Source organism: Pectobacterium colocasium, from assembly GCF_020181655.1.
GTDB classification, from domain to species: domain Bacteria; phylum Pseudomonadota; class Gammaproteobacteria; order Enterobacterales; family Enterobacteriaceae; genus Pectobacterium; species Pectobacterium colocasium.
Map to the genome: position 1 here is coordinate 3492305 of NZ_CP084032.1, position 26204 is coordinate 3518508.

At 52.8% G+C, this 26204-nt stretch carries 25 protein-coding genes; 7 read left to right on the top strand and 18 right to left on the bottom strand.

Annotation, left to right across the window (positions count from 1 at the left end; genetic code table 11):
- Window positions 1–173: 173 nt before the first annotated feature.
- From pepB to trmJ, 10 genes are all read right to left on the bottom strand, one after another.
- Window positions 174–1484 (bottom strand): aminopeptidase PepB, encoded by a 1311-nt coding sequence (pepB, locus tag LCF41_RS15840; protein ID WP_225085414.1) that lies wholly within the window; start codon window positions 1482–1484, stop codon window positions 174–176.
- 197 nt (window positions 1485–1681) lie between these two features.
- The gene (gene iscX, locus LCF41_RS15845; protein WP_010280073.1) at window positions 1682–1882 is read right to left on the bottom strand and encodes a Fe-S cluster assembly protein IscX; all 201 of its coding nucleotides are present in this window, start codon (window positions 1880–1882) and stop codon (window positions 1682–1684) included.
- Between the two features lie 21 nt (window positions 1883–1903).
- Complete coding sequence (gene fdx / locus LCF41_RS15850) at window positions 1904–2239, bottom strand: ISC system 2Fe-2S type ferredoxin (protein ID WP_225085415.1); 336 nt, start codon at window positions 2237–2239, stop codon at window positions 1904–1906.
- A 1-nt stretch (window position 2240) separates the two neighbouring features.
- A complete protein-coding gene (gene hscA, locus LCF41_RS15855) occupies window positions 2241–4091 on the bottom strand; it encodes a Fe-S protein assembly chaperone HscA (protein ID WP_225085416.1) in 1851 nt (616 codons plus the stop codon).
- Between the two features lie 75 nt (window positions 4092–4166).
- The gene (gene hscB / locus LCF41_RS15860) at window positions 4167–4685 is read right to left on the bottom strand and encodes a co-chaperone HscB (RefSeq protein ID WP_225085417.1); all 519 of its coding nucleotides are present in this window, start codon (window positions 4683–4685) and stop codon (window positions 4167–4169) included.
- A 70-nt stretch (window positions 4686–4755) separates the two neighbouring features.
- The gene (gene iscA, locus LCF41_RS15865; RefSeq protein WP_010307854.1) at window positions 4756–5079 is read right to left on the bottom strand and encodes an iron-sulfur cluster assembly protein IscA; all 324 of its coding nucleotides are present in this window, start codon (window positions 5077–5079) and stop codon (window positions 4756–4758) included.
- Between the two features lie 80 nt (window positions 5080–5159).
- On the bottom strand, window positions 5160–5546 hold the full coding sequence (gene iscU / locus LCF41_RS15870; protein ID WP_005970177.1) for a Fe-S cluster assembly scaffold IscU: 387 nt from the start codon (window positions 5544–5546) through the stop codon (window positions 5160–5162).
- A gap of 24 nt (window positions 5547–5570) precedes the next feature.
- A complete protein-coding gene (locus LCF41_RS15875; RefSeq protein ID WP_225085418.1) occupies window positions 5571–6785 on the bottom strand; it encodes an IscS subfamily cysteine desulfurase in 1215 nt (404 codons plus the stop codon).
- Window positions 6786–7067: 282 nt separating this feature from the next.
- Window positions 7068–7562, bottom strand: coding sequence for a Fe-S cluster assembly transcriptional regulator IscR (iscR, locus tag LCF41_RS15880; RefSeq protein ID WP_180741757.1), 495 nt, complete (start codon window positions 7560–7562; stop codon window positions 7068–7070).
- A 119-nt stretch (window positions 7563–7681) separates the two neighbouring features.
- Complete coding sequence (gene trmJ / locus LCF41_RS15885) at window positions 7682–8407, bottom strand: tRNA (cytosine(32)/uridine(32)-2'-O)-methyltransferase TrmJ (RefSeq protein WP_225085419.1); 726 nt, start codon at window positions 8405–8407, stop codon at window positions 7682–7684.
- Window positions 8408–8550: 143 nt separating this feature from the next.
- On the opposite strand from trmJ, the gene suhB reads away from it, so the two are divergent.
- From suhB to LCF41_RS15905, 4 genes are all read left to right on the top strand, one after another.
- Window positions 8551–9354: an inositol-1-monophosphatase gene (gene suhB, locus LCF41_RS15890; RefSeq protein ID WP_225085420.1), complete on the top strand. Its 804-nt coding sequence runs from the start codon at window positions 8551–8553 to the stop codon at window positions 9352–9354.
- A gap of 169 nt (window positions 9355–9523) precedes the next feature.
- Window positions 9524–10642 carry an ABC transporter substrate-binding protein gene (locus LCF41_RS15895; RefSeq protein WP_225085421.1) on the top strand — a complete coding sequence of 373 codons (1119 nt, stop codon included), beginning with the start codon at window positions 9524–9526 and terminating at the stop codon, window positions 10640–10642.
- Between the two features lie 6 nt (window positions 10643–10648).
- Window positions 10649–11731 carry a FecCD family ABC transporter permease gene (locus LCF41_RS15900; RefSeq protein ID WP_225085422.1) on the top strand — a complete coding sequence of 361 codons (1083 nt, stop codon included), beginning with the start codon at window positions 10649–10651 and terminating at the stop codon, window positions 11729–11731.
- Entirely contained in the window at window positions 11728–12528 is an 801-nt protein-coding gene (locus LCF41_RS15905) for an ABC transporter ATP-binding protein (RefSeq protein WP_225085423.1), read from the top strand. The genes LCF41_RS15900 and LCF41_RS15905 overlap by 4 nt, the downstream gene beginning before the upstream one ends.
- 123 nt (window positions 12529–12651) lie before the next feature.
- Here the strand turns inward: LCF41_RS15905 and LCF41_RS15910 are convergent, their stop codons facing one another.
- From LCF41_RS15910 to glyA, 7 genes are all read right to left on the bottom strand, one after another.
- Entirely contained in the window at window positions 12652–12984 is a 333-nt protein-coding gene (locus LCF41_RS15910; protein WP_225085424.1) for a hypothetical protein, read from the bottom strand.
- Between the two features lie 86 nt (window positions 12985–13070).
- The gene (locus LCF41_RS15915; RefSeq protein WP_225085425.1) at window positions 13071–14738 is read right to left on the bottom strand and encodes a methyl-accepting chemotaxis protein; all 1668 of its coding nucleotides are present in this window, start codon (window positions 14736–14738) and stop codon (window positions 13071–13073) included.
- A gap of 404 nt (window positions 14739–15142) precedes the next feature.
- Entirely contained in the window at window positions 15143–16270 is a 1128-nt protein-coding gene (locus tag LCF41_RS15920; RefSeq protein WP_225085426.1) for an ABC transporter substrate-binding protein, read from the bottom strand.
- A 118-nt stretch (window positions 16271–16388) separates the two neighbouring features.
- A complete protein-coding gene (locus LCF41_RS15925) occupies window positions 16389–17462 on the bottom strand; it encodes a nickel/cobalt transporter (RefSeq protein ID WP_225085427.1) in 1074 nt (357 codons plus the stop codon).
- A complete protein-coding gene (locus LCF41_RS15930; RefSeq protein WP_225085428.1) occupies window positions 17453–18112 on the bottom strand; it encodes a DUF1007 family protein in 660 nt (219 codons plus the stop codon). The genes LCF41_RS15925 and LCF41_RS15930 overlap by 10 nt, the downstream gene beginning before the upstream one ends.
- Before the next feature lie 44 nt (window positions 18113–18156).
- Window positions 18157–19317, bottom strand: a complete 1161-nt coding sequence (locus tag LCF41_RS15935) for a 3-phenylpropionate MFS transporter (RefSeq protein WP_225085429.1) — start codon at window positions 19315–19317, stop codon at window positions 18157–18159.
- A 394-nt stretch (window positions 19318–19711) separates the two neighbouring features.
- The gene (gene glyA, locus LCF41_RS15940; RefSeq protein ID WP_180741746.1) at window positions 19712–20965 is read right to left on the bottom strand and encodes a serine hydroxymethyltransferase; all 1254 of its coding nucleotides are present in this window, start codon (window positions 20963–20965) and stop codon (window positions 19712–19714) included.
- Between the two features lie 361 nt (window positions 20966–21326).
- Between glyA and hmpA the strand changes: the two genes are divergently transcribed.
- The 3 genes from hmpA (at window position 21327) to pemA (ending at window position 25753) form a co-directional block, all read left to right on the top strand.
- On the top strand, window positions 21327–22517 hold the full coding sequence (gene hmpA, locus LCF41_RS15945; protein WP_225085430.1) for an NO-inducible flavohemoprotein: 1191 nt from the start codon (window positions 21327–21329) through the stop codon (window positions 22515–22517).
- A 369-nt stretch (window positions 22518–22886) separates the two neighbouring features.
- Window positions 22887–24545 carry a pectin acetylesterase PaeY gene (gene paeY / locus LCF41_RS15950; RefSeq protein WP_225085431.1) on the top strand — a complete coding sequence of 553 codons (1659 nt, stop codon included), beginning with the start codon at window positions 22887–22889 and terminating at the stop codon, window positions 24543–24545.
- Window positions 24546–24646: 101 nt separating this feature from the next.
- Complete coding sequence (gene pemA, locus LCF41_RS15955; protein ID WP_431191542.1) at window positions 24647–25753, top strand: pectinesterase PemA; 1107 nt, start codon at window positions 24647–24649, stop codon at window positions 25751–25753.
- Window positions 25754–25832: 79 nt separating this feature from the next.
- Here pemA and glnB read toward each other — a convergent pair whose 3' ends face one another.
- The gene (glnB, locus tag LCF41_RS15960) at window positions 25833–26171 is read right to left on the bottom strand and encodes a nitrogen regulatory protein P-II (protein ID WP_015841221.1); all 339 of its coding nucleotides are present in this window, start codon (window positions 26169–26171) and stop codon (window positions 25833–25835) included.
- Window positions 26172–26204 lie beyond the last annotated feature (33 nt).

Here is a 26204-nt window from a genome sequence, read left to right on the forward strand (position 1 = left end):
ATGCCGATCGGTTAAGGATCGAGATACCGGGGGCTACCACGATGCGAGGCATCCCTGCGGGAGCCTCATCACTGTGTTTCCCCCTAACCCCATGCTTAAGTGACTAGCATTACGCATGAGGCGCGGCGTTATGTCTCAACACATTCGGTAAATGGCAGATAAGTCTGAAACGACTATTTGGCGTTGCTCAGCAAGAGATTCGCCAGCGTGCGTACGCCGAGCCCCGTTGCACCTGTCGCCCACTGATCCACCGCGCCTTTACGGTACGTCGCGGAACAGTCGATGTGCAGCCAGCCCTGTTGGTAATTTTTCACAAAGTGCGACAGGAAAGCCGCCGCCGTGCTGGCACCGGCGGTGTGCGCACCGCTGGCAATATTGTTCAGATCGGCAAAGCTGGACGGCAGGTGACTACGGTGGAACTCTTCCAGCGGCAGACGCCAGAACGGCTCATTCTCTTCTTTCGCACTGTCCTGCAATGCCGCCACCAGCTCGTCATCAAAGCTGAACAGCGCGTGATAGTCGTTGCCCAGCGCCGTTTTCGCCGCGCCCGTCAGCGTTGCACAGTCGATAATCCACTGCGGGTTCTGCTCGGAGGCATCGATCAGGCCGTCCGCCAGTACCAGACGCCCTTCCGCATCGGTGTTCATGACTTCAACCGTCTTGCCGTTGCGGTAGCGAATAATATCGCCCAGTCGGAATGCATTGCCACTCACCATGTTGTCCGCACAGCACAGATACAGTTTCACGCGCTGTTGCAAACCACGCGCCGCCGCCAGCGCCAGTGCGCCAGTCAGAGTAGCTGCACCGCCCATATCTGATTTCATGGAATCCATAGAGCTGCTCGGTTTCAGACTGTAGCCGCCGGTATCAAACGTAATCCCTTTCCCCACCAGACAGGCGAACACTGGCGCATCCGCATTACCCGTTGGGTTATAGTCCAGCGCCAGTAGCACCGGCTGACGTTCAGAGCCGCGGCCGACCGTGTGCAGGCCGGCATAATTTTGCTCACGTAGATCTTCACCTTTGGTGATGCGGTAGCTAACAGCATCACAGGCAACGTCACACAGCAGATCGACCGCGCGGGTTGCCAACTGCTCTGGCCCCAAATCTTCAGCAGGCAGGTTAATGGTGTCACGCACCCAGTCCACAATCTTCAGCCGATCATTAAACTCTTTCTGATCGGCCTCATTCAGTTCCGCCCACTCAACCGTTCTTTGCCCTTTCGGCCCGCGATAACCCTGCCAGAATGCCCAGCTGTTTGCCAGATCCCAGCCTTCACCTGCCAGTTTAACGTGTTTGATCCCCTGCCCGTCGATTTTGCGGGCAGCACGCTGGATCACCGCCAGTGCAGCTTTACCATTCAGCGACGTCGTTCCAACATGGATGGTAAACCCCTGCTCATTCACACTCAGCGTCGCTTTTTCTCCCCAGCGCGCATCAGCAGGTTGAGTGGAGAGTGAAATCAGCATGGTATTGTTCGTCATAGTGCTTCTCCGATAATGGGTATGCCTGCCACTTCTCATGTTTGCAGGTGCTTTTCATAGTTGCAGATACGTTATTTATCAGTGCTTGTTTATCAATATTCAGCTTACCGATAAATAAACTGTGCATCATGACATGAAAATGTTACGAATTTTGGCATGAAATAAAATGGGCCACCAAAGGCAGCCCCGCCATATTTCTATTCTGCTTCATCTAACCAGACCAGCAGGATCGCTTCCAGAATTTTTTCATTGGAAGCGTCCGGCCGATCGTCAAATTCATCCAGTTCGCAGATCCATTGGTGCATGTCTGTGAAACGCACGGTTTTCGGATCGAGATCGGGAAACTGATCGTAAAGCGCTTCGCCGATAGCCCGGCTGTCTGTCCATTTTAATCCCATCGCGGTTTCTCCTTATTCAGATCAATGCTCGCGTGCATGGTTGATCGTGTAGCGCGGGATCTCGACAACCAGATCGTCCCCGGCGATACGCGCCTGACAGCCCAGACGGCTTTCCGATTCCAGCCCCCAGGCTTTATCCAGCATGTCGTCTTCTTCTTCCGTGCTTTCCGCCAGCGAGTCAAACCCTTCACGCACGATGCAGTGGCAGGTGGTGCAGGCGCAGGATTTCTCGCAGGCGTGCTCAACGTCAATACCGTTACGCAAAGCGACTTCCAGAATGCTTTCACCGCGTTCCGCTTCCAACACCGCACCTTCAGGACACAGATCCTGATGCGGTAAAAAAACTATCTTAGGCATGTTACACCTCATCCACAGAATGGCCTGCCAGCGCGCGACGGATAGAGGCATCCATACGACGAGCCGCGAATTCCTGGGTTTGTTGATCGACTGTTTTAATCGCGGCTTCAATCGCCACGGGATCGCTGCCCTGCATTATCGTGTGCAGGTGTTCGGATGCCGCGACAATGATGCCTTTTTCGTCATTGCTCAATAACTCGGCGTCGGCCACCAGCGCGCTTTGCAAACTTTCCAGCACGCGTGCCGCTTCCACTTTTTGCTCTGCCAGACGACGCGCGCCGACATCTTCCTTCGCGTTCAGCATCGAATCGGTGATCATGGTGGCAATTTCTGTATCGCTCAGGCCGTATGACGGTTTCACCTGAATGGATGCCTCAACGCCCGTCGATTTCTCCATCGCCGTCACGCTCAGCAGGCCATCCGCATCCACCTGAAAGGTTACACGAATGTGGGCTCCACCGGCAGGCAACGGCGGCAAGCCGCGCAGCGAGAAGCGCGCAAGCGAACGGCAATCCGCCACCATTTCACGCTCGCCCTGTAAGACGTGGATCATCATGCCGCTCTGGCCGTCTTTGAAGGTGGTAAATTCTTGTGCGCGGGCAACCGGGATCGTGGTATTGCGCGGAATGATTTTTTCCACCAGTCCGCCCATCGTCTCCAGCCCCAGCGACAGGGGGATAACATCCAGCAGCAGCATGTCACTATCTGGCTTGTTACCCACCAGAATATCCGCCTGGATCGCCGCGCCGATAGCCACGACTTTATCTGGATCGATCGACGTCAGCGGTGTACGGCCAAAAAACGTCCCTACCTGCTCACGCACCAGCGGAACGCGCGTCGATCCGCCCACCATCACCACTTCCAGCACGTCTTCTGGCGTCAGTCCCGCGTCTTTCAGCGTACGACGACAGGACAGCAGCGTGCGTTTCACCAGTTGAGCGATCAGCGAATCAAACTGCTCGCGAGTCACATCACCCTGCCAGCCTGCCACATCTACACGGGCTGACTCGGCGCTGCTAAGTGCAATCTTGGCTTTCACTGCCGCGTCGCGAAAGGCATGATCCAACTGACGATCGCCACGATCGTGAATACCAGCCTGCTCACGCAACCACTCCGCCAGCAGATGATCGAAATCATCACCGCCCAGCGCAGAATCCCCGCCCGTTGCCAGCACTTCAAAGACGCCGCGGCTCAGGCGCAGAATGGAAATATCAAAGGTGCCACCGCCGAGATCGTAAATGGCGATCACGCCCTCTTTACCGGAATCGAGCCCGTAGGCAATCGCCGCAGCGGTCGGTTCATTGAGCAAGCGCAATACGTGCAGCCCAGCCAGACGTGCTGCGTCTTTGGTGCCCTGACGCTGTGCGTCATCGAAGTACGCAGGAACCGTAATCACCACGCCATCCGGCACGCCGCCTAATGCCGCTTCCGCACGCGCGGCCAGTGCGGACAAAATATCCGCCGACACTTGTACAGGATTGAGGTTGCCAGCTGAAGTCTGAATCAGCGGCAGGCCGTTATCGCTGGCATGAAAACGATACGGCAAATGAGGATAGCGCTGCTGAATATCATCCAGAGAGCGCCCCATCAGGCGTTTAACTGAACTGACGGTATTTTCCAGATCGTGTGCAGCATTATCGCGCGCGTGCCAGCCAACGCTGTGACCATCGCGGCGGTAGTGGACAACCGACGGCAGCAGATCGCGCCCGTCGCTATCTGCCAGCGTCTGGGCTTCGCCACTGCGTACAGTAGCAACAAGAGAATGGGTGGTACCTAAATCAATACCGACAGCCAGACGGCGCTGGTGCGGTGCGGCACTCAGGCCAGGCTCACTAATTTGTAATAAGGCCATATTGAGCTTCCATCAATTGGCTAGCGAAAAATCCAATCTGGCAATGGCCATCGGGTTTCCCGCCGAATTAACCCGTTATTTGTCCAGCAGTTGTTCTTCGAGTGCTTCAACTTGTTGCTGGAGCTTGTCTAAAAAGCGTAGCTTGCGCACGGTGTCTGCGGCGTCTGTCCACGTCTCACTATTGAGTTCATCACGCATCTGCGAACGGCGTTTGACAATCGTTGCCTGCAACCGCTCGGAAAACGCGGCTAGCGCCTCATCCGCATCAGAACGCTGCGAGATCGCATCCAATTCTTCGCGCAATTCCAGCTGTTCCATCAGGAATGTCGTATCCTTCATCGTATGCTGTTCGTTGTTCACATCAAAACCGTGCAGCGACAACATATACTCCGCGCGTTTCAGCGGATGCTTGAGCGCCTGATAAGCATTGTTGATCGTCGCCGCCTGTTGCACCGCCAGCATACGCTCGCGCTCCGGGCTGGCAGCATAACGATCAGGATGGAACTGACGTTGCAGCTCCTGAAAACGGGATGCAAGCAGGCCGCCATCCACATCATAGCGAATCGGCAGCCCGAATAACGTAAAGTAATCCATAGTGGTACTCAGGGAGTGCTGGGTAGCTGCGCCGATCATTCACTGACAGCACGCGACTACCCAAGAGGGGTCAGACGTTGAAACTTTCGCCGCAACCGCATTCGCCGGAAATGTTAGGATTATTGAACTTAAAGCCTTCGTTCAGCCCTTCTTTGACGAAATCCAACTCGGTTCCATCAAGATAGACCAGGCTTTTGCCGTCCACGATGACTTTGACGCCTTTGTCTTCAAAGACCGTATCGCCATCGTTCAAATCATCAACAAACTCCAGCACATACGCCATACCGGAACAGCCGGATGTTCGTACGCCAAGACGCAGTCCAAGGCCTTTGCCCCGGTTTGCGATGAAAGCGCTCACGCGTTGTGCCGCACTTTCGCTCAGAGAAATCGACATACTGTTACCTCGATCGTTCGCCACCTCGACGGGAACAGGCACCGGGAGAAACGGTGCCCCGCCGAGTTCAGCCGCAGAGATTACTGCGCGTCGCGTTTACTTTTGTAATCCGCAATCGCTGCCTTGATAGCGTCTTCCGCCAGAATGGAGCAGTGAATCTTCACCGGCGGTAGCTCAAGTTCTTCGGCAATCTGCGTGTTCTTAATCGCTTCTGCTTCATTCAGCGATTTGCCTTTTACCCACTCGGTAACCAGCGAGCTGGAGGCAATGGCAGAACCACAACCGTACGTCTTGAAGCGGGCATCTTCGATGATACCCTCATTGTTGACTTTTATCTGCAACTTCATCACATCGCCGCACGCTGGCGCGCCGACCATGCCGCTGCCGATAGAAGGATCGGCGTTGTCAAATGAACCCACGTTGCGTGGATTTTCATAGTGATCAATTACTTTTTCGCTGTAAGCCATGATAGTCGTCCCCGATCGGGTGAATTAATGATGCGCCCACTCGATGCTGCTGATATCCACGCCCTGCTTGAACATTTCCCACAGCGGAGAAAGATCGCGCAGACGACCAATGGATTTACGCACCAGTTCGATGGTGTAGTCGATCTCTTCTTCGGTGGTAAAACGCCCCAGCGAGAAACGGATCGAGCTATGCGCCAGCTCATCATTCATGCCCAGCGCACGTAACACGTAGGAGGGCTCCAGACTGGCCGACGTACAGGCAGAACCGGACGACACCGCCAGATCCTTGAGCGCCATAATCAGCGATTCGCCTTCAACGTAGTTGAAGCTGACGTTCAGGATGTTAGGCGCGCCCTGCTCAATGTCACCATTCAGGTAGACTTCTTCAATATCATTAATCCCGTTCCACAGACGATCGCGCAGCGTGCGCAGGCGATCCATTTCCGCGGTCATCTCTTCTTTCGCGATGCGGTAGGCTTCGCCCATACCAACAATCTGGTGCACAGGCAAGGTGCCAGAACGCATGCCGCGCTCATGGCCGCCGCCGTGCATCTGCGCTTCAAGACGAATTCGGGGTTTACGACGAACATACAGTGCCCCGATCCCTTTCGGCCCATAGATTTTATGGCCGGAGAAAGACATCAGATCCACTTTTAACTGGTTGAGATCGATAGGCAGTTTGCCTACGCTCTGCGTGGCGTCGACGTGGAACACAATACCGCGACTGCGGCACATGTCGCCGATCGTTTCGATATCCTGCACAACACCGATTTCATTGTTGACGTGCATGATGGAAACCAGAATGGTGTCCTCACGCATTGCCGCTTCAAGTTCCGCCAGATCGATAATGCCATTACGCTGCGGCGCCAGATAAGTCACCTCGAAGCCTTCGCGTTCAAGCTGACGACAGGTATCCAGCACGGCTTTATGTTCGGTCTTGCTGGTGATGATGTGCTTGCCCTTCTTCTGGTAGAAGTTGGCAACACCTTTAATCGCGAGGTTATCGGCTTCGGTCGCGCCTGACGTGAAGACGATCTCACGTGGGTCGGCGCCGACCAGCTCAGCAATTTGGTTACGGGCGATATCTACCGCCTCTTCCGCCTGCCAGCCAAAACGGTGGGAACGGGAGGCCGGATTACCGAACGTGCCGTCCAAAGTCAAAAATTGCATCATTTTCTCAGCGACGCGCGGATCAACTGGCGTAGTGGCTGAGTAGTCGAGATAGATAGGTAACTTCATTGCTCATAAACTCCGTACATCACTTCAAAACGTACAATGCGTTTTGTTTTATTGACAGGCTGTTTATACCCGCAACCTCTCGGGCCAATGCAAAAACTCTGACGATGTTATTGTTGGCACAATTTATCGTCGGAACACATTATCGTCAGAACACGCCGTGATAGTCGGGCTAGCACCAACGCCACATTGGACAATGTGGTCAGGATTATGCGGCTATCGGAAAGACAAAACGTGACGAGTAAGGGCTACTCGCCACAAAGTACCTGTCACGTTGAAGGTGTATCAGGCGCGCAGGTTAACGTTGATCGTTTCCTGGATACGTCCATTAGCGGTGCGGCGAATGTCCGCATCCTGACGATCCGCCACATCCAGCACTTCCTTATTGTTCACCAGCTCATCCAGCGTGATGTTATTCAGGAAATCAGTGATACGGTCGCTCAGATCGCGCCACAGCGTGTGCGTCAGGCAGCGATCGCCACCCTGGCAGCCTTCACGACCCTGACAACGCGTGGCGTCAACGGATTCATCGACGGCCGAAATGACCATGCCGACAGCGATTTCATTCGCGTTTTTACCCAGCAAGTAGCCGCCGCCCGGACCGCGAACGCTGGCAACCAGTCCATTCTTGCGCAGGCGCGAAAACAACTGCTCCAGATAGGACAGCGAAATACCCTGGCGTTCAGAAATATCCGCCAATGGAACTGGCCCTTCCTGGGAATGCAGAGCCACATCGAGCATGGCGGTAACGGCGTAACGGCCTTTGGATGTCAGTCTCATGATAGTGGTACCTGTAGGTAAAACATGTATTATGAAAACATGTATTGGCAGAACATACCGCGAGTCTGACATTCCTGAGTATTTTAGTCAACTATTTAACCGAGCAAAATACTCAAGTATTATTCGTCGTGTGTTTTTTGTACCGAGCTTAATATGCCACGCAGGATGTTAAGTTCCTGAGCTTCAGGCCTGGCGCGGGTAAACAGGCGGCGCAATTTGTTCATCACCTGGCCTTGATGCGCCGGTCGGATAAATCCGGTTTGCAGCAGCGTCTGTTCAAGATGCTGATAAAACCGCTCCAGATCGTCAACCAGCGGATACGGGGATTCTTCGTGTTTCGGCTGCCCAGCCTGTAACCGATCCAAATACGCGATGCGCACTTCATAAGCGATAATCTGCACCGCCATCGCCAGATTGAGCGAGCTGTATTCCGGGTTCGCGGGAATCGCCACATGGTAATGGCATTTCTGAAGCTCATCATTCGTCAGCCCCACACGCTCGCGCCCAAACACCAGCGCCACTGGCGCGTGCTCCGCTTCCTGTGCGCTGCGAACGCCACACTCACGCGGTTCCAGCATCGGCCAAGGTAAGGTTCGGGAACGCGCGCTGGTGCCAACGACCAGGCCACATCCTTCGAGCGCCTGATCGAATGAATCAACAATGGTGGCATTACCGATAACATCGCTGGCGCCTGCCGCCAACGCAATGGCCTGTGAATCAGGCTTAACCAACGGGTTGACCAGATAAAGTTTGCTTAACCCCATGGTTTTCATCGCCCTGGCCACTGACCCCATATTGCCAGTGTGCGACGTTTCAACCAGAACAATGCGAATATTGTCTAACATATGAACTCTGTTGTGCGAATAGATAGAAGGAAGTGGTGCGAAAAGGAAATCGCCATACCTTAACACAAACTTAGCTATTTTACTTTTCTGCTGCTATACTCTGCGCCGCTTTCCGTTCTTTAACATTCCAGTGGACCGATACCATGCATCCGATGCTCAACATCGCTATACGCGCTGCGCGTAAAGCCGGTAATTTGATTGCCAAAAACTATGAAACGCCAGACGCCGTCGAAGCCAGCCAAAAAGGCAGCAACGATTTTGTAACCAACGTCGATCGGGATGCAGAACGTCTGATCATTGAAGTCATCCGCAAATCTTACCCACAGCACACCATCATTGGTGAAGAGTGTGGCGAGTTGGCTGGTGAAGATCCGGCAGTACAATGGGTTATCGATCCTCTGGATGGCACCACCAACTTCATCAAACGTTTACCTCACTTCGCTGTATCTATCGCGGTCCGCATTAAAGGCCGTACCGAAGTTGCCGTCGTTTACGATCCTATGCGCAATGAACTGTTTACCGCGACTCGTGGTCAAGGCGCGCAGTTGAACGGCTATCGTCTGCGCAGCAGCACTGCCCGCGATCTGGAAGGCACCGTACTGGCAACAGGCTTCCCCTTCAAATTAAAGCAACACAGCAAAAGCTATATCAATGCCATCGGCGCCCTGTTCACCCACTGTGCGGATTTCCGCCGGACGGGCTCTGCCGCACTGGATCTGGCGTATGTTGCAGCGGGTCGCGTTGACGGCTTCTTTGAAATCGGCCTGAAGCCGTGGGATTTCGCTGGCGGCGAGCTGCTGGTGCGTGAAGCAGGCGGGATCGTAACGGACTTCGTGGGCGGCCATAACTATATGGCGTCCGGCAACCTGGTTGCAGGCAATCCACGTGTGGTGAAAGCGATGCTGGGCACCATCCGTGAAGAACTGAGCGACGCGCTGAAACGCTAATTTCGATCGACTCCGGCTCCTACATAAAAATGCAAGGGGCTGGAGTTGTTATTTTTCTTTACATATGAATCCTGTATACGCATTGTTTATCCTTATACGATAATAATTATCAACCGCATTACACTGATAACTTCATCACATTGATAAACTGTGAATTAGGATCGCCACCATGTTAAGAAAATCAGTCAGATCGCTCTTTCTGACCGCACTCTGCACCGCGCCATTCTTCAGCTACGCTACCCAATATCCTCTTACCGTCACCGATCTCGCCGGAAAAAGTGTCACCATTAAACAAGAACCACAGCGCATCATTCTGCAAGATGGCCGCGATATTATGGCGATGGCATTGCTCGATCGCGATAATCCTTTCCAGCGTCTGGTCGCCTGGAACAATCTGGCGAAAAAGCAGGACACCGCAACCTGGGACATGCTGAAAGGAAAATGGCCTCAGTCCGTCGGTATTCTGGATATGGGGTTCAGTGACAAAGGCAATGTCGATCTGGAAAGCGTGCTGTCAAAACAACCGGATCTGATGATTGCCCAACTGCGTGCCAAAGCGGCGCTGAAAGAAAGCGGCGTAATCGACAAGCTCAACGCGCTCAATATTCCTGTCCTGTTTGTCGACTATGAAGTCAATCCGGCTCAGGATACCGCCCCCAGCATCGACTTGTTAGGTCAGGTTCTGAACCGTGAAGCCAATGCCAAAGCGTATACCGATTTCTACCGTAAACACCTCAACGACATTCAGCAGAAAACCGCTGCAATCACGCCAAAACCGAGCGTCTTTGTTGAGCCGATTGCCGGAAACTCGGACTCCTGCTGCTTCACACACAGCAAAAGCGGCTGGGGCGGATTAGTTGAAGCGGTCGGCGCGAAAAATATTGGTTCAGATTTGCTGCCGGGCGCAACGGGTTTTGTCTCGCTGGAAAAAATCATCAGCATGAAACCTGACGCCTACATCATGACGGGCTCTAAACGTGGCAACAGTCAGGTGTTGCCATTAGGCTATGGCGCCAGCGTCGACGATGTCCGCGCTCAGGCCAATACGTTGTTAAGCCGTACCGGTATTAGCCAGATTCCGGCTGTTGAGGCGAAACACGTTTATGGCATTTACCACCATTTCTACAACCATCCCTACAACATTGTCGGTATGGAATATCTGGCAAAGGATATTTATCCTCAGGCGTTTACCAGTTTGAATCCTGATGACACCTATCACCATATCATTCAAAATTTTACCTCGCTGCCTGACAGTGACTTTATCTTTGCCTGGAAACAAGGTGAGTAATTTTTCATGAGTACAACCACTGAACCGGGCATCCGCCAGCCTATAGCGGATGCCAACACCGTTATGGACAACTATCGCGGCATCATTCGACGCCGTGTGAGTGTTATGGCGATACTGCTGTTGATCATCATCGGCTCGTTGTTACTGGATTTTACGATGGGGCCTTCAGGCCTGACGCTTGATGTGCTTTGGCAGACGCTGACCGATCCGGCCAGCGCCGATGCGGGTACGCGCGTAATCGTCTGGGATATTCGTCTGCCTTACGCGCTGATGGCGATTATTGTCGGGCTGTCGCTCGGGCTGGCGGGTGCAGAAATGCAAACCATCCTGAACAACCCGCTGGCCAGCCCGTTTACGCTCGGCGTGTCTTCCGCGGCCGCATTCGGCGCCGCGCTGGCTATCGTCCTCGGCATCGGTATCCCCGGTATTCCGGCTCAGTGGTTTATCTCTGCAAACGCCTTTATCTTTGCGCTGCTGGCAGCCTTGCTGCTTGATGGAATTACGCGCTGGACGCAGGTCGCCACCTCTGGCGTTGTGCTGTTCGGCATCGCGCTGGTATTCACCTTCAACGCGCTGGTTTCCATGCTCCAGTTCATCGCCAACGAAGACACGCTGCAAGGTCTGGTGTTCTGGACGATGGGCAGTCTGGCCCGCGCTTCATGGGAAAAACTGGGTATCCTGCTGCTGGTGCTCGCTATCGTGATGCCAATTTCACTGATGAGCTCCTGGAAATTGACCGCACTGCGGTTGGGTGAAGATCGCGCCGTGAGTTTTGGCATTAACGTTCGCCGTCTGCGTCTGGCGACGCTGTTGCGCATCAGTATTTTGTCCGCTATTTCAGTCGCGTTTGTCGGCCCCATAGGCTTTATCGGTCTGGTTGCTCCGCATATCGCACGTATGATTTTCGGTGAAGATCACCGCTTCTATCTGCCTGCCAGCGCGTTAACTGGCGCGCTGGTGCTGTCGATGGCGTCCGTGGCCTCGAAAAACCTCATCCCCGGCGTCATTATCCCGGTTGGTATCGTCACATCACTGGTGGGCGTGCCCTTCTTCCTGAGTATTATCCTGCGCCACAGAGGAAACGTATGAGCCAGCACACCTCTTCTGGATTACGCCTTTCCCACTTTCGCGCCGGTTACCCCAAGCGTCAGGTGATTCGCGATCTGTCCGTACCACAGCTGCCGCGCGGGAAAATTACCGTGCTGCTTGGCCCCAACGGTAGCGGTAAATCCACGCTGCTGCGTGCAATGGCGGGTCTGAACGCTTCTGAAGGCGAACTGTGGCTGGATGACACCAATCTGATGACGTTGCCGTTCGCTCAGCGGGCGGAAAAAGTCGTTTATCTGCCGCAGTCACTGCCCGCAGGCGTTCACCTGCACGTGCTGGAATCGATCATCGTCGCCCAGCGAGCCTCCGGCGGCATGCACAGTGTCGAAAAGCAGGATGAGGTGATGAGCCTGCTGCGTCAGTTGGGCATTGAGCATCTGGCGTTGAGCTATCTCGATCAGCTCTCCGGCGGACAGAAACAACTGGTTGGATTAGCGCAATCGTTGATCCGCCAACCCTCGCTGCTCCTGCTGGATGAACCGCTCAGCGCGCTGGATCTGAACTATCAGTTCCACGTGATGGATTTGGTGCGCAAGGAAACACGTAAGCGCAACATCATCACTGTGGTGGTGGTACATGACATCAATATCGCACTGCGTCACGGCGACCACGTACTGATGCTGCAAAACGGCAATCTGATTGCCAACGGCGCGCCGGCTGAGGTCATCAGCTCGGAAAGCCTGTCTGCAGTCTATGGCGTTCGTGGACGCATCGAGCGCTGTTCACAGGGCGTGCCGCAGGTGATTATCGACGGGCTGGTAAGCGAACCGACCATCTAAGTACGTCGTTGAATGAACAGACGGTGAGTTCCCTCACCGTCTTCTTTCCTTAGTTTATCTGGAACTACGACGCGTGATTGACAGCGTCAAAGCGATCTCGCAGCGCTTACTCTGACAATGCCGTTATTCAACACAAGACAGGCGTTCAGAACCAAGCATATCGCGCATGTTCGTCAGCATGTTCTCAAACAAACGCAGCGCCAGACCAACGCTGTTTACGTTGTAGTATAACGGCGCGTCATAATGCTTCAGATAATGTTCGAACTCTGGTTTATCGAGCAGCTTATAAATTGCCGTAAAGCGCAAAATAAGGTGACGGCAATTATTGAGGTAGAGATCGAGCGTGCGGTAATCGCTTTTCATTAGCTGAGTAAGCAACGCGGTCATATGTTCGAATTCCGTCAGCAGCGACGCATAATCCTCCAGATTTTCCGCTCTGTGCTCAGTCGATTCCATATCGTTATCTCCCTGGGTTTTTCACCACGGGCCAATTGAGCCAATAACCGCATGCCGTTTCACCTCACAGCATGCGATTTGAGGGATCAGAAACGCTGCCAGTCTGCTTCATCCTGAGCAACAGCACTTTTTTTCCTCACGGGCGAAAGACGCGGCGTGGATATTCCCGGTAACACGGATGCCGAGGCGGAAGCCAGCGCCAGAGAAGGCACCTGCCCTACAATAAACTGCCCCACCAACTGGCTCAGCGTACTCGCCTGCTCTTGTAGCGACTGCGATGCCGCAGAAGCCTCCTCCACCAATGAGGCGTTTTGCTGAGTGACATCGTCCATCTGGTTAACAGCCTGATGCACCTGGCTGATGCCCCGGCTTTGTTCGTCGGTTGCCGCCGCGATTTCATTCACCAAATCCGTCACCTGCTGGATCGCGTCTTTCATCGCCGACATGTTTTTCCCTACATCGCTGGCTTGTTCAACCCCTGCCGATACCAGCGAGTTTGAGGCGTCAATCAAATCCTTGATCTCACGCGCCGCCGTGGACGAACGCTGTGCCAGCGTGCGTACTTCACCCGCAACCACCGCAAAGCCACGCCCCTGTTCCCCGGCACGTGCCGCTTCTACCGCCGCATTCAGGGCAAGAATATTGGTCTGGAATGCGATGCCTTCGATAAGCGCAATAATGTCGGTGATCTTGCCTGAGCTGGTGCGAATATGTTCCATCGTATTCAGCATCGTACTGACTGAATCCGCGCTATTGATGGAAATCCGGCTGGCGTTCCCTGCCAGCAGACTCGCCTGTTGCGTGTTCTCGGCGTTCTGGCGCACCGTCTCGCTGATTTCCGTCATACTGGCAGCGGTTTGTTCCAGCGACGCGGCCTGCTCTTCGGTGCGAGATGACAAATCTTCATTGCCTGCTGCAATCTGCGTTGCCGCACTGCTCACGGACTGCGATGAAGCACTCACCGAAGCCAGTGCAGAAGAGACCCGATTCATTAGGTTATTAAAGGCACGGGCGGTATCTCCCACTTCATCCTTGCGTCGATCGTCAGCTTGAATCGTCAGGTCGAGAGTAGTGCTAACGCTTTCCATCGTTTGACTCATATTGTTCAAACTCTTTCTGATGCCCAGAATGGTTCTCACCGCGAAAAAGCCGATCAACAACAACACCAATAAGGTTCCGGACAGCAGACCAAACCACGTTTGTTCATAGATCCGTTGATTCACCTGACGCAGGTCATCGCCAATCTTGATATTCAGATCAAACTGTTTGCGATAGTTGGCGATCAAATTACGTACGGCCTCACCTGGCCCTCCCATGCCCTGGAGAAGGCCAAGCGCAGTGTCATTTTGATTTGCACGTGATGCATTCAAAAAGGCAGGCAGTGAGGCCTGCAATTTTCCGATGAGATCGATCGCCTTGTTTGTCAGTTGAAGATCTTCTTCACTCGATATGTCATTCTTCAGGTAATACTCATTAAGCGCCTTCAATTCCTCAATGGTTTTAGTGATGTCCTGCTCGATCGCCGGCAGCTTACGATCGTCACCCGCAGTCTGATGGCGATACAGAAAAAGCACCAGCGAATTGCTTTTATCCACCAAACTATTTAAATCTTTGATGCTCGGAATTGCATTGTCCTGCACATATTCAAAACGGGACTGGAACCCCGATAACAATGATAAAGCGACTATAACTGATGAGAGAAGTGCTAATGACATTAGTGAAAACGTCAGCAGCAGGCGTTGCGTGATATTCATGACCGCTCCATTTTTGAGTTTATATAGCGTATTTTTTTCTGATTCCTATATGTCAAATAAACAATGTCGTCCTCCGTATATGGCATATTGAGTAAAAATCAGACATACCTTTACCACTTTCAGTTATCGACACAGAAGCGAGCAGCTTGATAGCAAAAACAAATTAAAAAATACCAAAATAATAAATAATAACTATTAAAGAAAGGTAATTGATCGTCAAAAACAACTGACGATCCTGTAACCAAGTAAGTAGAAAAGTAAAAATTTGCTTTGCTCTCTCGCCAAACTAAAGAATGCGGAGAAGTCAATAGGGAGTTGAACCAGCAAAAAAGGCATAAAAAAGCACTGAACGATGAGATTCAGTGCTTTTTTATTACAGAATTTAGTGTATGGCAAATATCGCGTTATTTCTTCGCAGGCAACGTAACCCAGTAGCCAGGCTGATACGGCAGCGGCAGGAACTTCTCATGGAAGGTACGGAACGTCGCGTCAGGATCGATATCCTTAAACAGCTCCGGGTGCATCCATTTTGCTAATACCTGAATCGCTACAAACTGATATGGGCTGTCATAGAACTGATGCCAGATTGCATGAGCATTGCCATTGGTCGCAACAGGTAGCGTTTTAAATGCTGAACGTTCCATCAGTTTTTGCAGGCGTTGCAGCGCTTCTTTCTGATCGGCTCCTGGCCCAACGCCAACCCAACCATTCGCCGTGTTGTAGTTTTTCCAATTCGCCCCTGTCACCACCACCACATCCGGGCGCGAGCTGATAATCTGTTCAGGGTTCAGCGTACCAAACGTGCCGGGGATGATGTTCTTGGCAATGTTGTCACCGCCAGCAGCCTCAACCATACGGCCAAAGTTCTCATCACCGAATGACATACAGCACTCTTCATCATAGCCGCCCGCGCGGTCGATCATCACTTTCGGGCGCGGGCCCTGATAGTTCTTCAACCGATCGGTGACCAGCTCAATCTGCTCACGACGGAATTTAATAATCTCTTCCGCACGCTGTGGTTTACCCACCAGTTGACCCATGATGTGAATGCTTTTCTCAGCGTTTTCAAACGGCTTCTCGCGGAAATCGATAAACACGACCGGAATACCCAGCGAATTGAGTTTCTCGATCAATTTGCCTTCATCCGTCGCCGCTTTTGACTCCAGATTCATCAACACCAAATCTGGTTTCAGCGTCAGTGCCTGCTCAACGTTGAAGGTACCGTCTTTCGCGCCGCCGAAGGTCGGCAGCTTTTTGATTTCCGGGTATTGCTTTTCATAAGCCAGATAGCCGTCGTAATCCGCTTTTGGCAGATCGTCACGCCAACCAACCACACGCTGGAACGGGGCTTCCGTATCAAAGGCAGCCAGCAGATAAATCTGTCGGCCTTCACCCAAAATAATCCGCTTCACTTCGGATTTAATTTCTACCTTCCTGCCACTAACATCTTCAATAACAATCGGGTTAGCGCTGGCGATAGCACTCGCACTCAGCCCCAACAGAACAACGACTGAGAACAGCCATTTCTTCATTATTATTCCCTTCTGAGATTACGGTCATAAATGATAATGGTTATCATTATTGAAATGATATCCCGCCGTGATTATCGGAAGCAATGGATTTTTAGCGCGAGGTTAATAAAAGGTAAAATTAGCCGGAGAATGGCCGAATACCGCCCATCATCGCAGGCTGTGCACTGAGATAAAGCAGGACGCCGGAGCCAACCAAAATCAGCCCGCCAGCAAACGCCAGAAGAGAAAACGTCGCGCGTTGCCATACGGGCGATGCACGATTTGCACCTAAACGCTCAACGATACGGCGGCAGTAAAAAACCAATACGGCCAGCGCCGAGATCGTGATCGCCGTTCCGGCAGCCATCACCAGCGCAGAGGCGACGCCCCACAGATAAACGCCGATCACTTTAGAGAAAAGCAGCACCAGAATAGCGCCTGAGCACGGGCGCATTCCCATCGCCAGCACAATCATCAGGCGCGTGCGCCAACGGCTATCGCGCTCCAGTTCCTCATTGCTCGGGAGATGGCGGTGCCCGCAGCCACAGTCGGCATCGTGCTGATGCAAAGAATGGGATAGAACGGGCGTAGGGCGAAGCGTCATCGGTCTATCCGTGGCGGGATGAAGCGGAGTGACACGCAAAATAGTCGCGGGTTTAGGCTGCTGTGCGAGGGCGGTATACAGCTGTTTTAACGCACGAAAACAGAGCAGTAGCCCCAGTCCCGCGACCAGCACAAAGCTCCCCTTTTCCATCCAGAAACTGCTGTTATGCAACGTTCGGCTGGATAGCTGCAAGATCCCTAATACCACGGTCACCAGCGCCACCGCCACCAGCCCCTGAACCAGCGACGCCGCAAGTGTCAACTTCAGGCTGCTTTTGAGCTTCGACGGGTGTGTCGCCAGATAGGTCATGATGACCACTTTACCGTGCCCCGGCCCGACGGCATGGAGTACGCCATAGACCAGGCTGAACATCATCAGACTCAGCCCCGCCTGATGCGGCTGCTGTTCCACCATTTGCAACAGATGCGACATTTGCTGATGCAGCGATTTCTGCCAAATCGCGCTTTGCAGCACGAGTTGCGGCCAGTACCCTACGATGTAATGCAGCGCCGAAGCCAACAGTGCCAAAAACAGCCATAGCGGCCACAGATCGCGCAGCCGATTCAACAACGAACGCTGGCGCGGCAACGAACCCAGGTTCACTGACATTGCAACGTCACCCGCTGTGCAAACTGTTTACCCAGCTCCATATCTTCGTCCGGCGTATCGTTCTTATCCAGCGACAACGCATAGGATTGCAGGTCAGCGTTAGGTTCCGGCGTGACGAGCGAGGTTTTACAGCGCGCAGCTAACTCAGGTGCGAGCTTCACAGCGTTGTCGTTCTGATAGGACATATCGACAAAATAGGTAGGATCGTAAGTAGAAATCAGTAAAGGTTTTCCGGCCAGCGGCTGTGGATGTGCCAACGGCAGTACAAATTCCAGCACCGCCTGATTACCTTTGCGAGAAAGGTGATACTCGGTTGGCAGCGGCGTATATTTCACGGGCTGACCATCACGATAGATATCAGTAAAATAGTGCTGCCCCCAGACATTAGCCATGACTTCCGCCGCCAGTTTTTTCCAGATTTCAGAATCCGTTTTCGCCTTTCCTGCGTCATACAGCAAATCGGCCGACGTGATGGGATCCATTGTCCATTGCATACGTAAACCGGTGATGTGGTCGTTCTGGCTCTCAACTGTGGTCTGCATATCAATAAAACTGTGTGGGTGAGCGAAAACGGGTTGGCCGAATGCCAAGCCTGCCATCAGCAACGTTATCCGTCCGCACCTGCGTTTTAAAGCGTTATAATGTAACATTATTTTTACCACACGACGTTATCTTGACAGTAGATACCACTTTATTAGACCTTTTCGACTGCGGCACGGTGACTGACGGAAGGCCGGATAAACAGTGCTGGCACCGCCAGCAGCGCCATCACCCAGAACGTACCGCCCTGTAAATGTTCAAACAGGAAACCGGATACCATCGTCATCACCGCGATGCTTCCCCCCATTGCCAACGCGGAATACACCGCCTGTAGCCGCAGGATGTCACCACCGGAACGCGCGGCGATAAAGCGCATAGCAGCCAGATGGCACACGGTGAACGTGCCACAGTGCAATATCTGTATCACAATCAGCCACGGCAGAGCCACCGTCGAGCCCATTAGCCCCCAGCGCACCACACCACACACGGCAGAGAGCAGCAGAAGCTGTCTGGCGCTCCAGCGTCGGAACAGACGCTGGCTGAAGGTAAAGATGATAATTTCCGCGACCACGCCTAACGACCAGAGATAACCGATGATCGAGGCGGAATAACCCGAATCCTGCCAATAAATGACGCTGAAACCATAGTACGCCGCGTGTGCGCCCTGTAGCAGGGATACGCAAAGCAGGAAACGCCATACCGCCGGTTCAGTCAGCAAGGTTTTCCACGGCGTCACGCTAACCGACTGCGCGGTTGACGCTGCCGCTTGCGGCATCACGCTGGGGCGGAGCAGCATGCCTAACAGCATGACAACCAACCCCGCGCTGAGAATGGCCAAAATCGCGGGGTGTCCCCAAATGGCAACCAGTTCGCCCGTCGCCGCAGAAGCGATAACAAACGCGATCGAGCCCCAAACCCGCACCTTACCGTAATCCATCACGACCTGCCGCTGCCAGGTCGCGGCTAATGCATCGGTCAGCGGCACCAGCGGCGCGAAAAACAGGTTAAACCCAATCATCACGATCATCAGCCACAGCCAGGCATTTCCCAGCCAGAAACCGACGACTAACGCCAGTGACAGCAACGCCAGCCCGCGTAATACTGTAATCAATTTGGACGGATCTTTTACGCTGGGCGTGATAACCAGACTGCCGACAAAACGCGCCACCAGCCCCGCTCCCAGCAGCATCCCGATCGACTCGGCGGACAGCCCCTCGCCTTTCAGCCATCCTCCCCAAAATGGCAGGAAAACGCCATAGCAAAAAAAGTAGGTGAAATAGCTCAGCGCCAACCAGCGCGTCGATTGCAAAACCATGATGTCTCCCTTTCGATGGCGAAGACTCCCGTTCACCATCCTGCGAACCGTCGCAAATGCGATGTTTCTTTACTGGTTACTCTTTTTTGCCGATTACTCTGTCAGAGAGCATGCGACGGCGCAACGCGTTATTCACCATGAAACGTAAACGAGGGTATCGACCCGCCCAACTGGCATAATAATTTCCGGGCAACGCTCTTAACGTGTTGTCAGTTGCGGCTTGTAAGAGCACGGCGAGGAATCGCACGCCATAAAAAAACGTGGGGAACGTTTTTCAACGTCGCCTACGACGGCCCGCAGGGTGATGGCCAGGGATGGCCGCCATAAAAAAACGCCAGCACACGGGCTGGCGTTCAGGACATGTTCCGACAGTGATGTCAGAGAAACGACCGAATTATGCGTAAACAGGGAAGCGAGCGCAGATATCCAGCACTTTCTGTTTCACGCGCTCAATGGTCGCTTCGTCGTTGATGTTGTCCAACACATCACAGATCCAGCCAGCCAGCTCACGCACTTCCGCTTCTTTAAAGCCGCGACGGGTTGCCGCCGGTGTACCGATACGGATACCGGAAGTCACGAACGGACTCTTCGGATCGTTAGGCACGCTGTTTTTGTTCACGGTGATATTCGCACGACCCAGTGCAGCATCAGCCTCTTTACCAGTCAGGTTTTTGCTAACCAGATCCAGCAGGAACAGGTGGTTGCTGGTTCCGCCAGAAACGACGTTGAAACCACGTGACAGGAATACTTCAACCATCGCTTTGGCGTTTTTCGCGACCTGCTGCTGATACACCTTGAATTCAGGCTCCATCGCTTCTTTCAGCGCAACCGCTTTACCCGCGATAACGTGCATCAATGGGCCACCCTGACCACCAGGGAACACAGCTGAGTTCAGCTTTTTGTACAGCTCTTCGTCACCGCCTTTCGCCAGAATCAGGCCACCGCGTGGGCCAGCCAGCGTTTTGTGCGTCGTCGTGGTCACGATGTGAGCATGAGGTACCGGGTTAGGGTAAACATCTGCGGCAATCAGACCGGCAACGTGGGCCATATCGACAAACAGGTAAGCGCCGATGCTGTCAGCGATTTCACGCATCTTCGCCCAGTCAACCACGCCAGAGTAGGCAGAGAAACCGCCGACGATCATTTTTGGCTTGTGCGTACGCGCCAGTTCCGCCATTTCGTCGTAGTCGATTTTGCCGCTTTCATCGATACCGTAAGGAATAACTTTATACAGTTTGCCTGACAGGTTAACCGGAGAACCGTGCGTCAGGTGACCACCGTGCGCCAGGTTCATACCCAGAATGGTGTCGCCCGGCTGCAGCAGCGCGGTGTAAACGGCAAAGTTCGCCTGAGAGCCGGAGTGCGGCTGCACGTTGGCATAATCTGCACCGAACAGCGCTTTCGCACGATCGATCGCCAGTTGCTCAACTACGTCAACATACTCACAGCCGCCGTAGTAACGTTTGCCCGGATACCCTTCAGCATACTTGTTCGTCAGCTGAGACCCTTGAGCCTGCATAACGCGTGGGCTGGTGTAGTTTTCTGACGCAATCAGTTCAATGTGCTCTTCCTGACGCACCACTTCTTGCTCCATTGCTTGCCACAGGTCGGCATCATAATCGGCAATGTTCATTTCACGCTTTAACATCCGGATCTCCTGACTCAGCTAACATAAATATACTGGGAATTAATGGCCCGTTTGGGAATTGGGCTACCCTCTTGGGGAATGTCGTATAGTGTAAACCGTTTTTCACTAATGAAGATAGGTCTTGACAGAGGTTTTTACGCAAACGATTAGCTACAGGCAGCACAAGGCTTCAGCAAATATGAGTCGCGTGGTGGTAAACGGATTTTTCTTCATTCTCAACCTGCTCTTTCTTCATGTTATTCCCTTTAGCTCCCACCTAAAAAAGCCCTACCACTAAAAAGGTAATTTACAGTGACGGACAAACCCAATAAGGTGCATTTAAAATGCAATTTATAAGTCATACCAATAATAAGGAGTCACCATGCTGGATAACCAAACTATCGCCATTGTTAAATCGACCATTCCTCTGCTGGCGGAAACCGGCCCGAAACTGACCGCGCATTTTTACGATCGCATGTTTACCCATAACCCTGAACTCAAAGATATTTTTAACATGAGCAACCAGCGCAATGGCGATCAGCGAGAAGCGCTGTTCAATGCCATCTGTGCGTATGCGACGAATATTGAAAATCTGGCCGCGCTGCTGCCTGCGGTTGAGCGTATCGCCCAGAAGCACGCCAGCTTTAACATTCAGGCCGATCAGTATCAGATCGTGGGTAATCATTTATTGGCAACGCTGGATGAAATGTTTAGCCCAGGGCGAGACGTGCTGGACGCCTGGGGTAAAGCCTATGGCGTGCTGGCGAATGTCTTCATTCAGCGCGAAGGCGATATCTACCGCAACACCGAAGCGAAAAACGGCGGCTGGAGCGGTGTACGACCTTTCCGCATTGTGAACAAACAGCCGCAAAGTTCCGTCATTACCAGCTTCACGCTGGAACCCACCGACGGCCGACCTATTGCTGATTTTCAAGCAGGTCAATATCTGGCGGTTTACGTCAAACATGACAGTTTTGCCAATCAGGAGATTCGCCAATACTCTCTGACCCACGCGCCAAATGGAAAATCCTACCGGATTGCGGTTAAACGTGAAGCACAGGGCACCGTTTCCGGCTATCTGCATGATACCGCATGCGAAGGCGACATTATTCATCTGGCGGCACCGCACGGCGATTTCTTCCTTGATATCTCCTCTTCCACACCAGTTGCCCTGATTTCCGGCGGCGTGGGGCAAACCCCCATGTTGGGCATGCTGCATACGCTCAAACAACAGGATCATCAGGCAAAAGTGTTATGGCTGCATGCGGCAGAAAACGGTGCAGCGCATGCGTTTGCGAATGAAATCAAACAGACGGGGCAGCCGCTGCCGCAGTTCCAGCAGCACATCTGGTATCGGGAACCGCAGCAGAACGATCGTCCAGGGGAAGATTATCACCATAGCGGACTAATGCAGTTGGCCTCGCTAAAAGAAGAGTTAACCACGCCTGCTATGCACTATTACTTATGCGGCCCTGTGGTTTTCATGCAGTTTATCGCTCAGCAACTGCTGGCAATGGGGATCCCGGCGGAGCAGCTACATTACGAATGTTTTGGTCCACATAAAGTTGTCTAACCCTCATTGATTCTGGATCAAACCCAAAGGCCGCTTTTGCGGCCTTTTTTCATCTTTTAGAGAATCACCTTCTCAGAAACACTTTATCGATCACACTTTTATGCGCTGATACACAGGCTCTCTGCTAAAAAAGAGGTCGGTCACAAAAAATCACAGCTTATTAAAATAACATTTCATTTTTAATGAATGACTATTTCATCAAAAGGACCTGCGTTTAGGCATCGCCCTTGAGTCGGCTTGGGTGCACAATAAAAGCCCCGACGTTTCTCTAAAGGCCGTGACAAGAACGATAAAAAACAGCGACCTTCCTTTGATAACGCTTGGGTCCATTAACCGTTTTCGATTAACCAACAAGGGATATGTCTGACCATGGCAAAACGTTTTTCAGAAAGTGTCGCTTTAGCTCTGATACTTTCCGCCCCTTTCACACTGGTACATGCTAAAACCCCCGCTGCGGCACACCCAACCACCGCAACAGACAGCGTTAAATTACTGTCGGGTTCAACACTGGGTGAGAAAACCGGTTTATCCGGTAATGTCACCGCACGGGATATCCACCTGCCTGCCACCATCATTATCAGAGACCAGCAGGGCCAGAAGCGGCAGACACAGACCGATGATCAAGGAAAATACCACCTTGATATCTCGGGCCTCACGCCGCCACTACGTCTGTTAGCCATCGAATCCGGCGGCAATAATTGCCTGCTGAATAATATCTCCCGTGCCATTTGCCTGTCCGCTGTCGCCCCTTCATTACATGACGGCAAAGAAAACACCGCCAATATCAACCCGCTGACTGACCGCATTACGTCTGATATCGCGGTAGCGGCAGGCTACATTGGCCCACAGCAGCTCACGGACGATACAGCATCACCAAAACTGGACGCCGCAGCCTGGAAAAAAGCCTACGCGGATTTCCACGCAGGCTTTAATGACGCATTAAAACAGGTGGGCATCAGTGCACCTACCCGTTTCGATCCCCTTACCTACCCTGCCGCTCAGCAGGACGCGGTCACCAAAATCGTCAGCGTCATTAATCATAACCGCAATTATCATAACAATACGGGCTACTCAGGCCATACGGTGCTGACCGACAGCGCGTTCCACCCGATTGTCGGCCTGAACGATAAAGGCAACTATGAACCGTTAGATTATCGCGCGGCTCGCCAGAGTCTGGACGCGATCCAGAAAGCGCAAACCCGTATTTTCATCGTCGGCGACTCAACTGCGGCAACCTACGAAAAAATGCGCTTCCCGCGCATGGGATGGGGACAGGTTTTTGAACAACAGTTCAGCAAGAACAGCGGCGTAAAAGTTGTTAACGGCGGACGCGCAGGTCGTAGTTCGCGTGACTATTTTTATGAAGGCTGGTTCCGTCAGATGCAGCCACTGATGAAAGAAGGCGATTTCCTGTTTATCCAAATGGGACACAACGATCAAAACTGCAATGGGGCCAAAGCGGTACGTGGCCCTGCTGATGTCGCTAACCTCTGCACTTACCCAAACGATGCAGCAGGGAAAAAGCAGGCACCGCAGGGCAAAGCCGATATGTCATTCCAGACGTCACTGGAACGCTACATCACCTTCGCCCGCCAGCACAAACTCACGCCCGTTCTGCTGACGCCAACCACCCGAGTGAAAACGGCTGAAGGCAAAGAGGGTACACCCGCCGTACACAGCCATTTTACCAAGCAAAATTCAGATAACGGCTACGCGTTCATTGGCGATTACAGCCAGACCATCAGGGATACGGCAGCGGATAACAAGGTGATTTTACTGGACGTGGAACCTGCCACTATCGCCCTGGCGAATCAGGGCAACAGCGACCACTGGAAACAGTATTGGTTAGTGATCGATCCCAAACAATACCCTTACTATAGCGATCAGGCAGGTAGCCTGAGCAAACCGGATACCACCCATTTTCAGAAAAAAGGCGCGATTGCCGTGGCAGAGATTGTCGCTGACGCCATTCGGCAGGAGCCCGCTTTAGCTGCTCTGGCGGAGAAAACCGTCAGCAAGCATAAGTAGTTATCAGTCAGGCAAAACGATAAGACAGAACCACGCGCGGCGTTATTTAGCCGCGCGTTATAGACCTTCCTCTTTCCTTTACCGATTACAGGACTCTGGACATGATAAACACCCCACACCTCTGCAAGACGCTGACCTTAGCCATGTTAATTTCTTCCCCCTGGGCATTAGCACAGGCAGCCGACTATAATGCGCTGGTTTCCGCCAATGCAACGGACGCCAAGGCCTACAAAACCATTACTGAAGCCATTGCCAGCGCCCCGGCAGACAGCTCCCCGTTTGTTATCTATGTCAAAAATGGCGTATACCACGAACGCCTCACAATTACGCGCCCCAACATTCATTTAAAGGGCGAAAGCCGTAACGGCACCGTGATCACCGCGACCACCGCAGCCGGAATGCTCAAACCCGATGGCAGCAAATGGGGGACTTACGGCAGCAACACGGTGAAAGTCGATGCGCCTGACTTCAGTGCCCGTTCGCTGACCATCCGCAATGATTTTGATTACCCCGCCAATCAGGCTAAAGCCAGTGACGACCCGACTAAACTAAAAGACTCACAGGCCGTTGCGCTGCTGGTTGCCGAAAATAGCGATCGTGCATGGTTCCATGATGTCAGTTTGGTCGGCTACCAAGACACGTTGTATGTGAAGGGCGGACGTAGCTTCTTCTCACAATGTCGGATCAGCGGTACCGTTGATTTCATCTTTGGCAACGGCACTGCGCTGTTTGACGACTGTGACATCGTCGCGCGTAACCGCACCGATGTGAAAGATCAGCCGCTTGGCTATCTCACCGCACCAAGCACCGACATTAAGCAAAAATATGGATTGGTCATTACCAATAGTCGGGTGACCAAAGAGAAAGACGTTCCGGCGAAAAGCTATGGTCTGGGCCGCCCGTGGCACCCAACGACCACCTTTGACGATGGTCGCTATGCCGATCCTAACGCGATTGGCCAAACCGTCTTCCTGAACACCAGCATGGACGACCACATCTATGGCTGGGACAAAATGTCCGGTAAAGATAAACAAGGTGAAACAATCTGGTTCTATCCGCAGGACTCACGCTTTTTCGAGTATAAATCCAGTGGTAAAGGAGCAGAGAAAAACGCTCTGCGCCGTCAGTTAAGCGACGCGGAAGCCGCAGAATACACCGCAAGCAAAGTGTTGGCAGGCTGGGTTCCTACCGCACCTAAAGGGAAGTAGACGTTAGAGTAGAAATCAATGTGACGAAGCCAGCCCTCATCAGGCTGGCTTCTGGAACCGAACAACGCGAGGCGAGAGATTAAATCGCTTCCTCGTCCTCTTCGCCGGTACGAATACGGACAACGCGTGCCACGTCAAAGACAAAGATTTTACCGTCGCCGATTTTACCTGTCTGCGCAGTCTGTGTGATGGTTTCCACGCAGGTATCGACAATATCATCCGCCACAACAATTTCGATTTTTACTTTTGGCAGAAAATCGACCATGTATTCTGCGCCACGATACAACTCTGTGTGACCTTTCTGACGACCAAAGCCTTTCACTTCTGTTACCGTCATCCCTGTGATGCCCACTTCAGCTAACGCTTCACGCACATCGTCCAGTTTGAACGGCTTAATAATCGCATCAATTTTCTTCATGGAGGAACCTTTGTGTTATCTATGTTGCGGCCA

Bases quoted from the DNA above. Each gene is read 5' to 3' on its own strand.
- pepB (WP_225085414.1), bottom strand. From the start codon at position 1,484: ATGACGAACAATACCATGCTGATTTCACTCTCCACTCAACCTGCTGAT.
- iscX (WP_010280073.1), bottom strand. From the start codon at position 1,882: ATGGGATTAAAATGGACAGACAGCCGGGCTATCGGCGAAGCGCTTTAC.
- fdx (WP_225085415.1), bottom strand. From the start codon at position 2,239: ATGCCTAAGATAGTTTTTTTACCGCATCAGGATCTGTGTCCTGAAGGT.
- hscA (WP_225085416.1), bottom strand. From the start codon at position 4,091: ATGGCCTTATTACAAATTAGTGAGCCTGGCCTGAGTGCCGCACCGCAC.
- hscB (WP_225085417.1), bottom strand. From the start codon at position 4,685: ATGGATTACTTTACGTTATTCGGGCTGCCGATTCGCTATGATGTGGAT.
- iscA (WP_010307854.1), bottom strand. From the start codon at position 5,079: ATGTCGATTTCTCTGAGCGAAAGTGCGGCACAACGCGTGAGCGCTTTC.
- iscU (WP_005970177.1), bottom strand. From the start codon at position 5,546: ATGGCTTACAGCGAAAAAGTAATTGATCACTATGAAAATCCACGCAAC.
- LCF41_RS15875 (WP_225085418.1), bottom strand. From the start codon at position 6,785: ATGAAGTTACCTATCTATCTCGACTACTCAGCCACTACGCCAGTTGAT.
- iscR (WP_180741757.1), bottom strand. From the start codon at position 7,562: ATGAGACTGACATCCAAAGGCCGTTACGCCGTTACCGCCATGCTCGAT.
- trmJ (WP_225085419.1), bottom strand. From the start codon at position 8,407: ATGTTAGACAATATTCGCATTGTTCTGGTTGAAACGTCGCACACTGGC.
- suhB (WP_225085420.1), top strand. From the start codon at position 8,551: ATGCATCCGATGCTCAACATCGCTATACGCGCTGCGCGTAAAGCCGGT.
- LCF41_RS15895 (WP_225085421.1), top strand. From the start codon at position 9,524: ATGTTAAGAAAATCAGTCAGATCGCTCTTTCTGACCGCACTCTGCACC.
- LCF41_RS15900 (WP_225085422.1), top strand. From the start codon at position 10,649: ATGAGTACAACCACTGAACCGGGCATCCGCCAGCCTATAGCGGATGCC.
- LCF41_RS15905 (WP_225085423.1), top strand. From the start codon at position 11,728: ATGAGCCAGCACACCTCTTCTGGATTACGCCTTTCCCACTTTCGCGCC.
- LCF41_RS15910 (WP_225085424.1), bottom strand. From the start codon at position 12,984: ATGGAATCGACTGAGCACAGAGCGGAAAATCTGGAGGATTATGCGTCG.
- LCF41_RS15915 (WP_225085425.1), bottom strand. From the start codon at position 14,738: ATGAATATCACGCAACGCCTGCTGCTGACGTTTTCACTAATGTCATTA.
- LCF41_RS15920 (WP_225085426.1), bottom strand. From the start codon at position 16,270: ATGAAGAAATGGCTGTTCTCAGTCGTTGTTCTGTTGGGGCTGAGTGCG.
- LCF41_RS15925 (WP_225085427.1), bottom strand. From the start codon at position 17,462: ATGTCAGTGAACCTGGGTTCGTTGCCGCGCCAGCGTTCGTTGTTGAAT.
- LCF41_RS15930 (WP_225085428.1), bottom strand. From the start codon at position 18,112: ATGTTACATTATAACGCTTTAAAACGCAGGTGCGGACGGATAACGTTG.
- LCF41_RS15935 (WP_225085429.1), bottom strand. From the start codon at position 19,317: ATGGTTTTGCAATCGACGCGCTGGTTGGCGCTGAGCTATTTCACCTAC.
- glyA (WP_180741746.1), bottom strand. From the start codon at position 20,965: ATGTTAAAGCGTGAAATGAACATTGCCGATTATGATGCCGACCTGTGG.
- hmpA (WP_225085430.1), top strand. From the start codon at position 21,327: ATGCTGGATAACCAAACTATCGCCATTGTTAAATCGACCATTCCTCTG.
- paeY (WP_225085431.1), top strand. From the start codon at position 22,887: ATGGCAAAACGTTTTTCAGAAAGTGTCGCTTTAGCTCTGATACTTTCC.
- pemA (WP_431191542.1), top strand. From the start codon at position 24,647: ATGATAAACACCCCACACCTCTGCAAGACGCTGACCTTAGCCATGTTA.
- glnB (WP_015841221.1), bottom strand. From the start codon at position 26,171: ATGAAGAAAATTGATGCGATTATTAAGCCGTTCAAACTGGACGATGTG.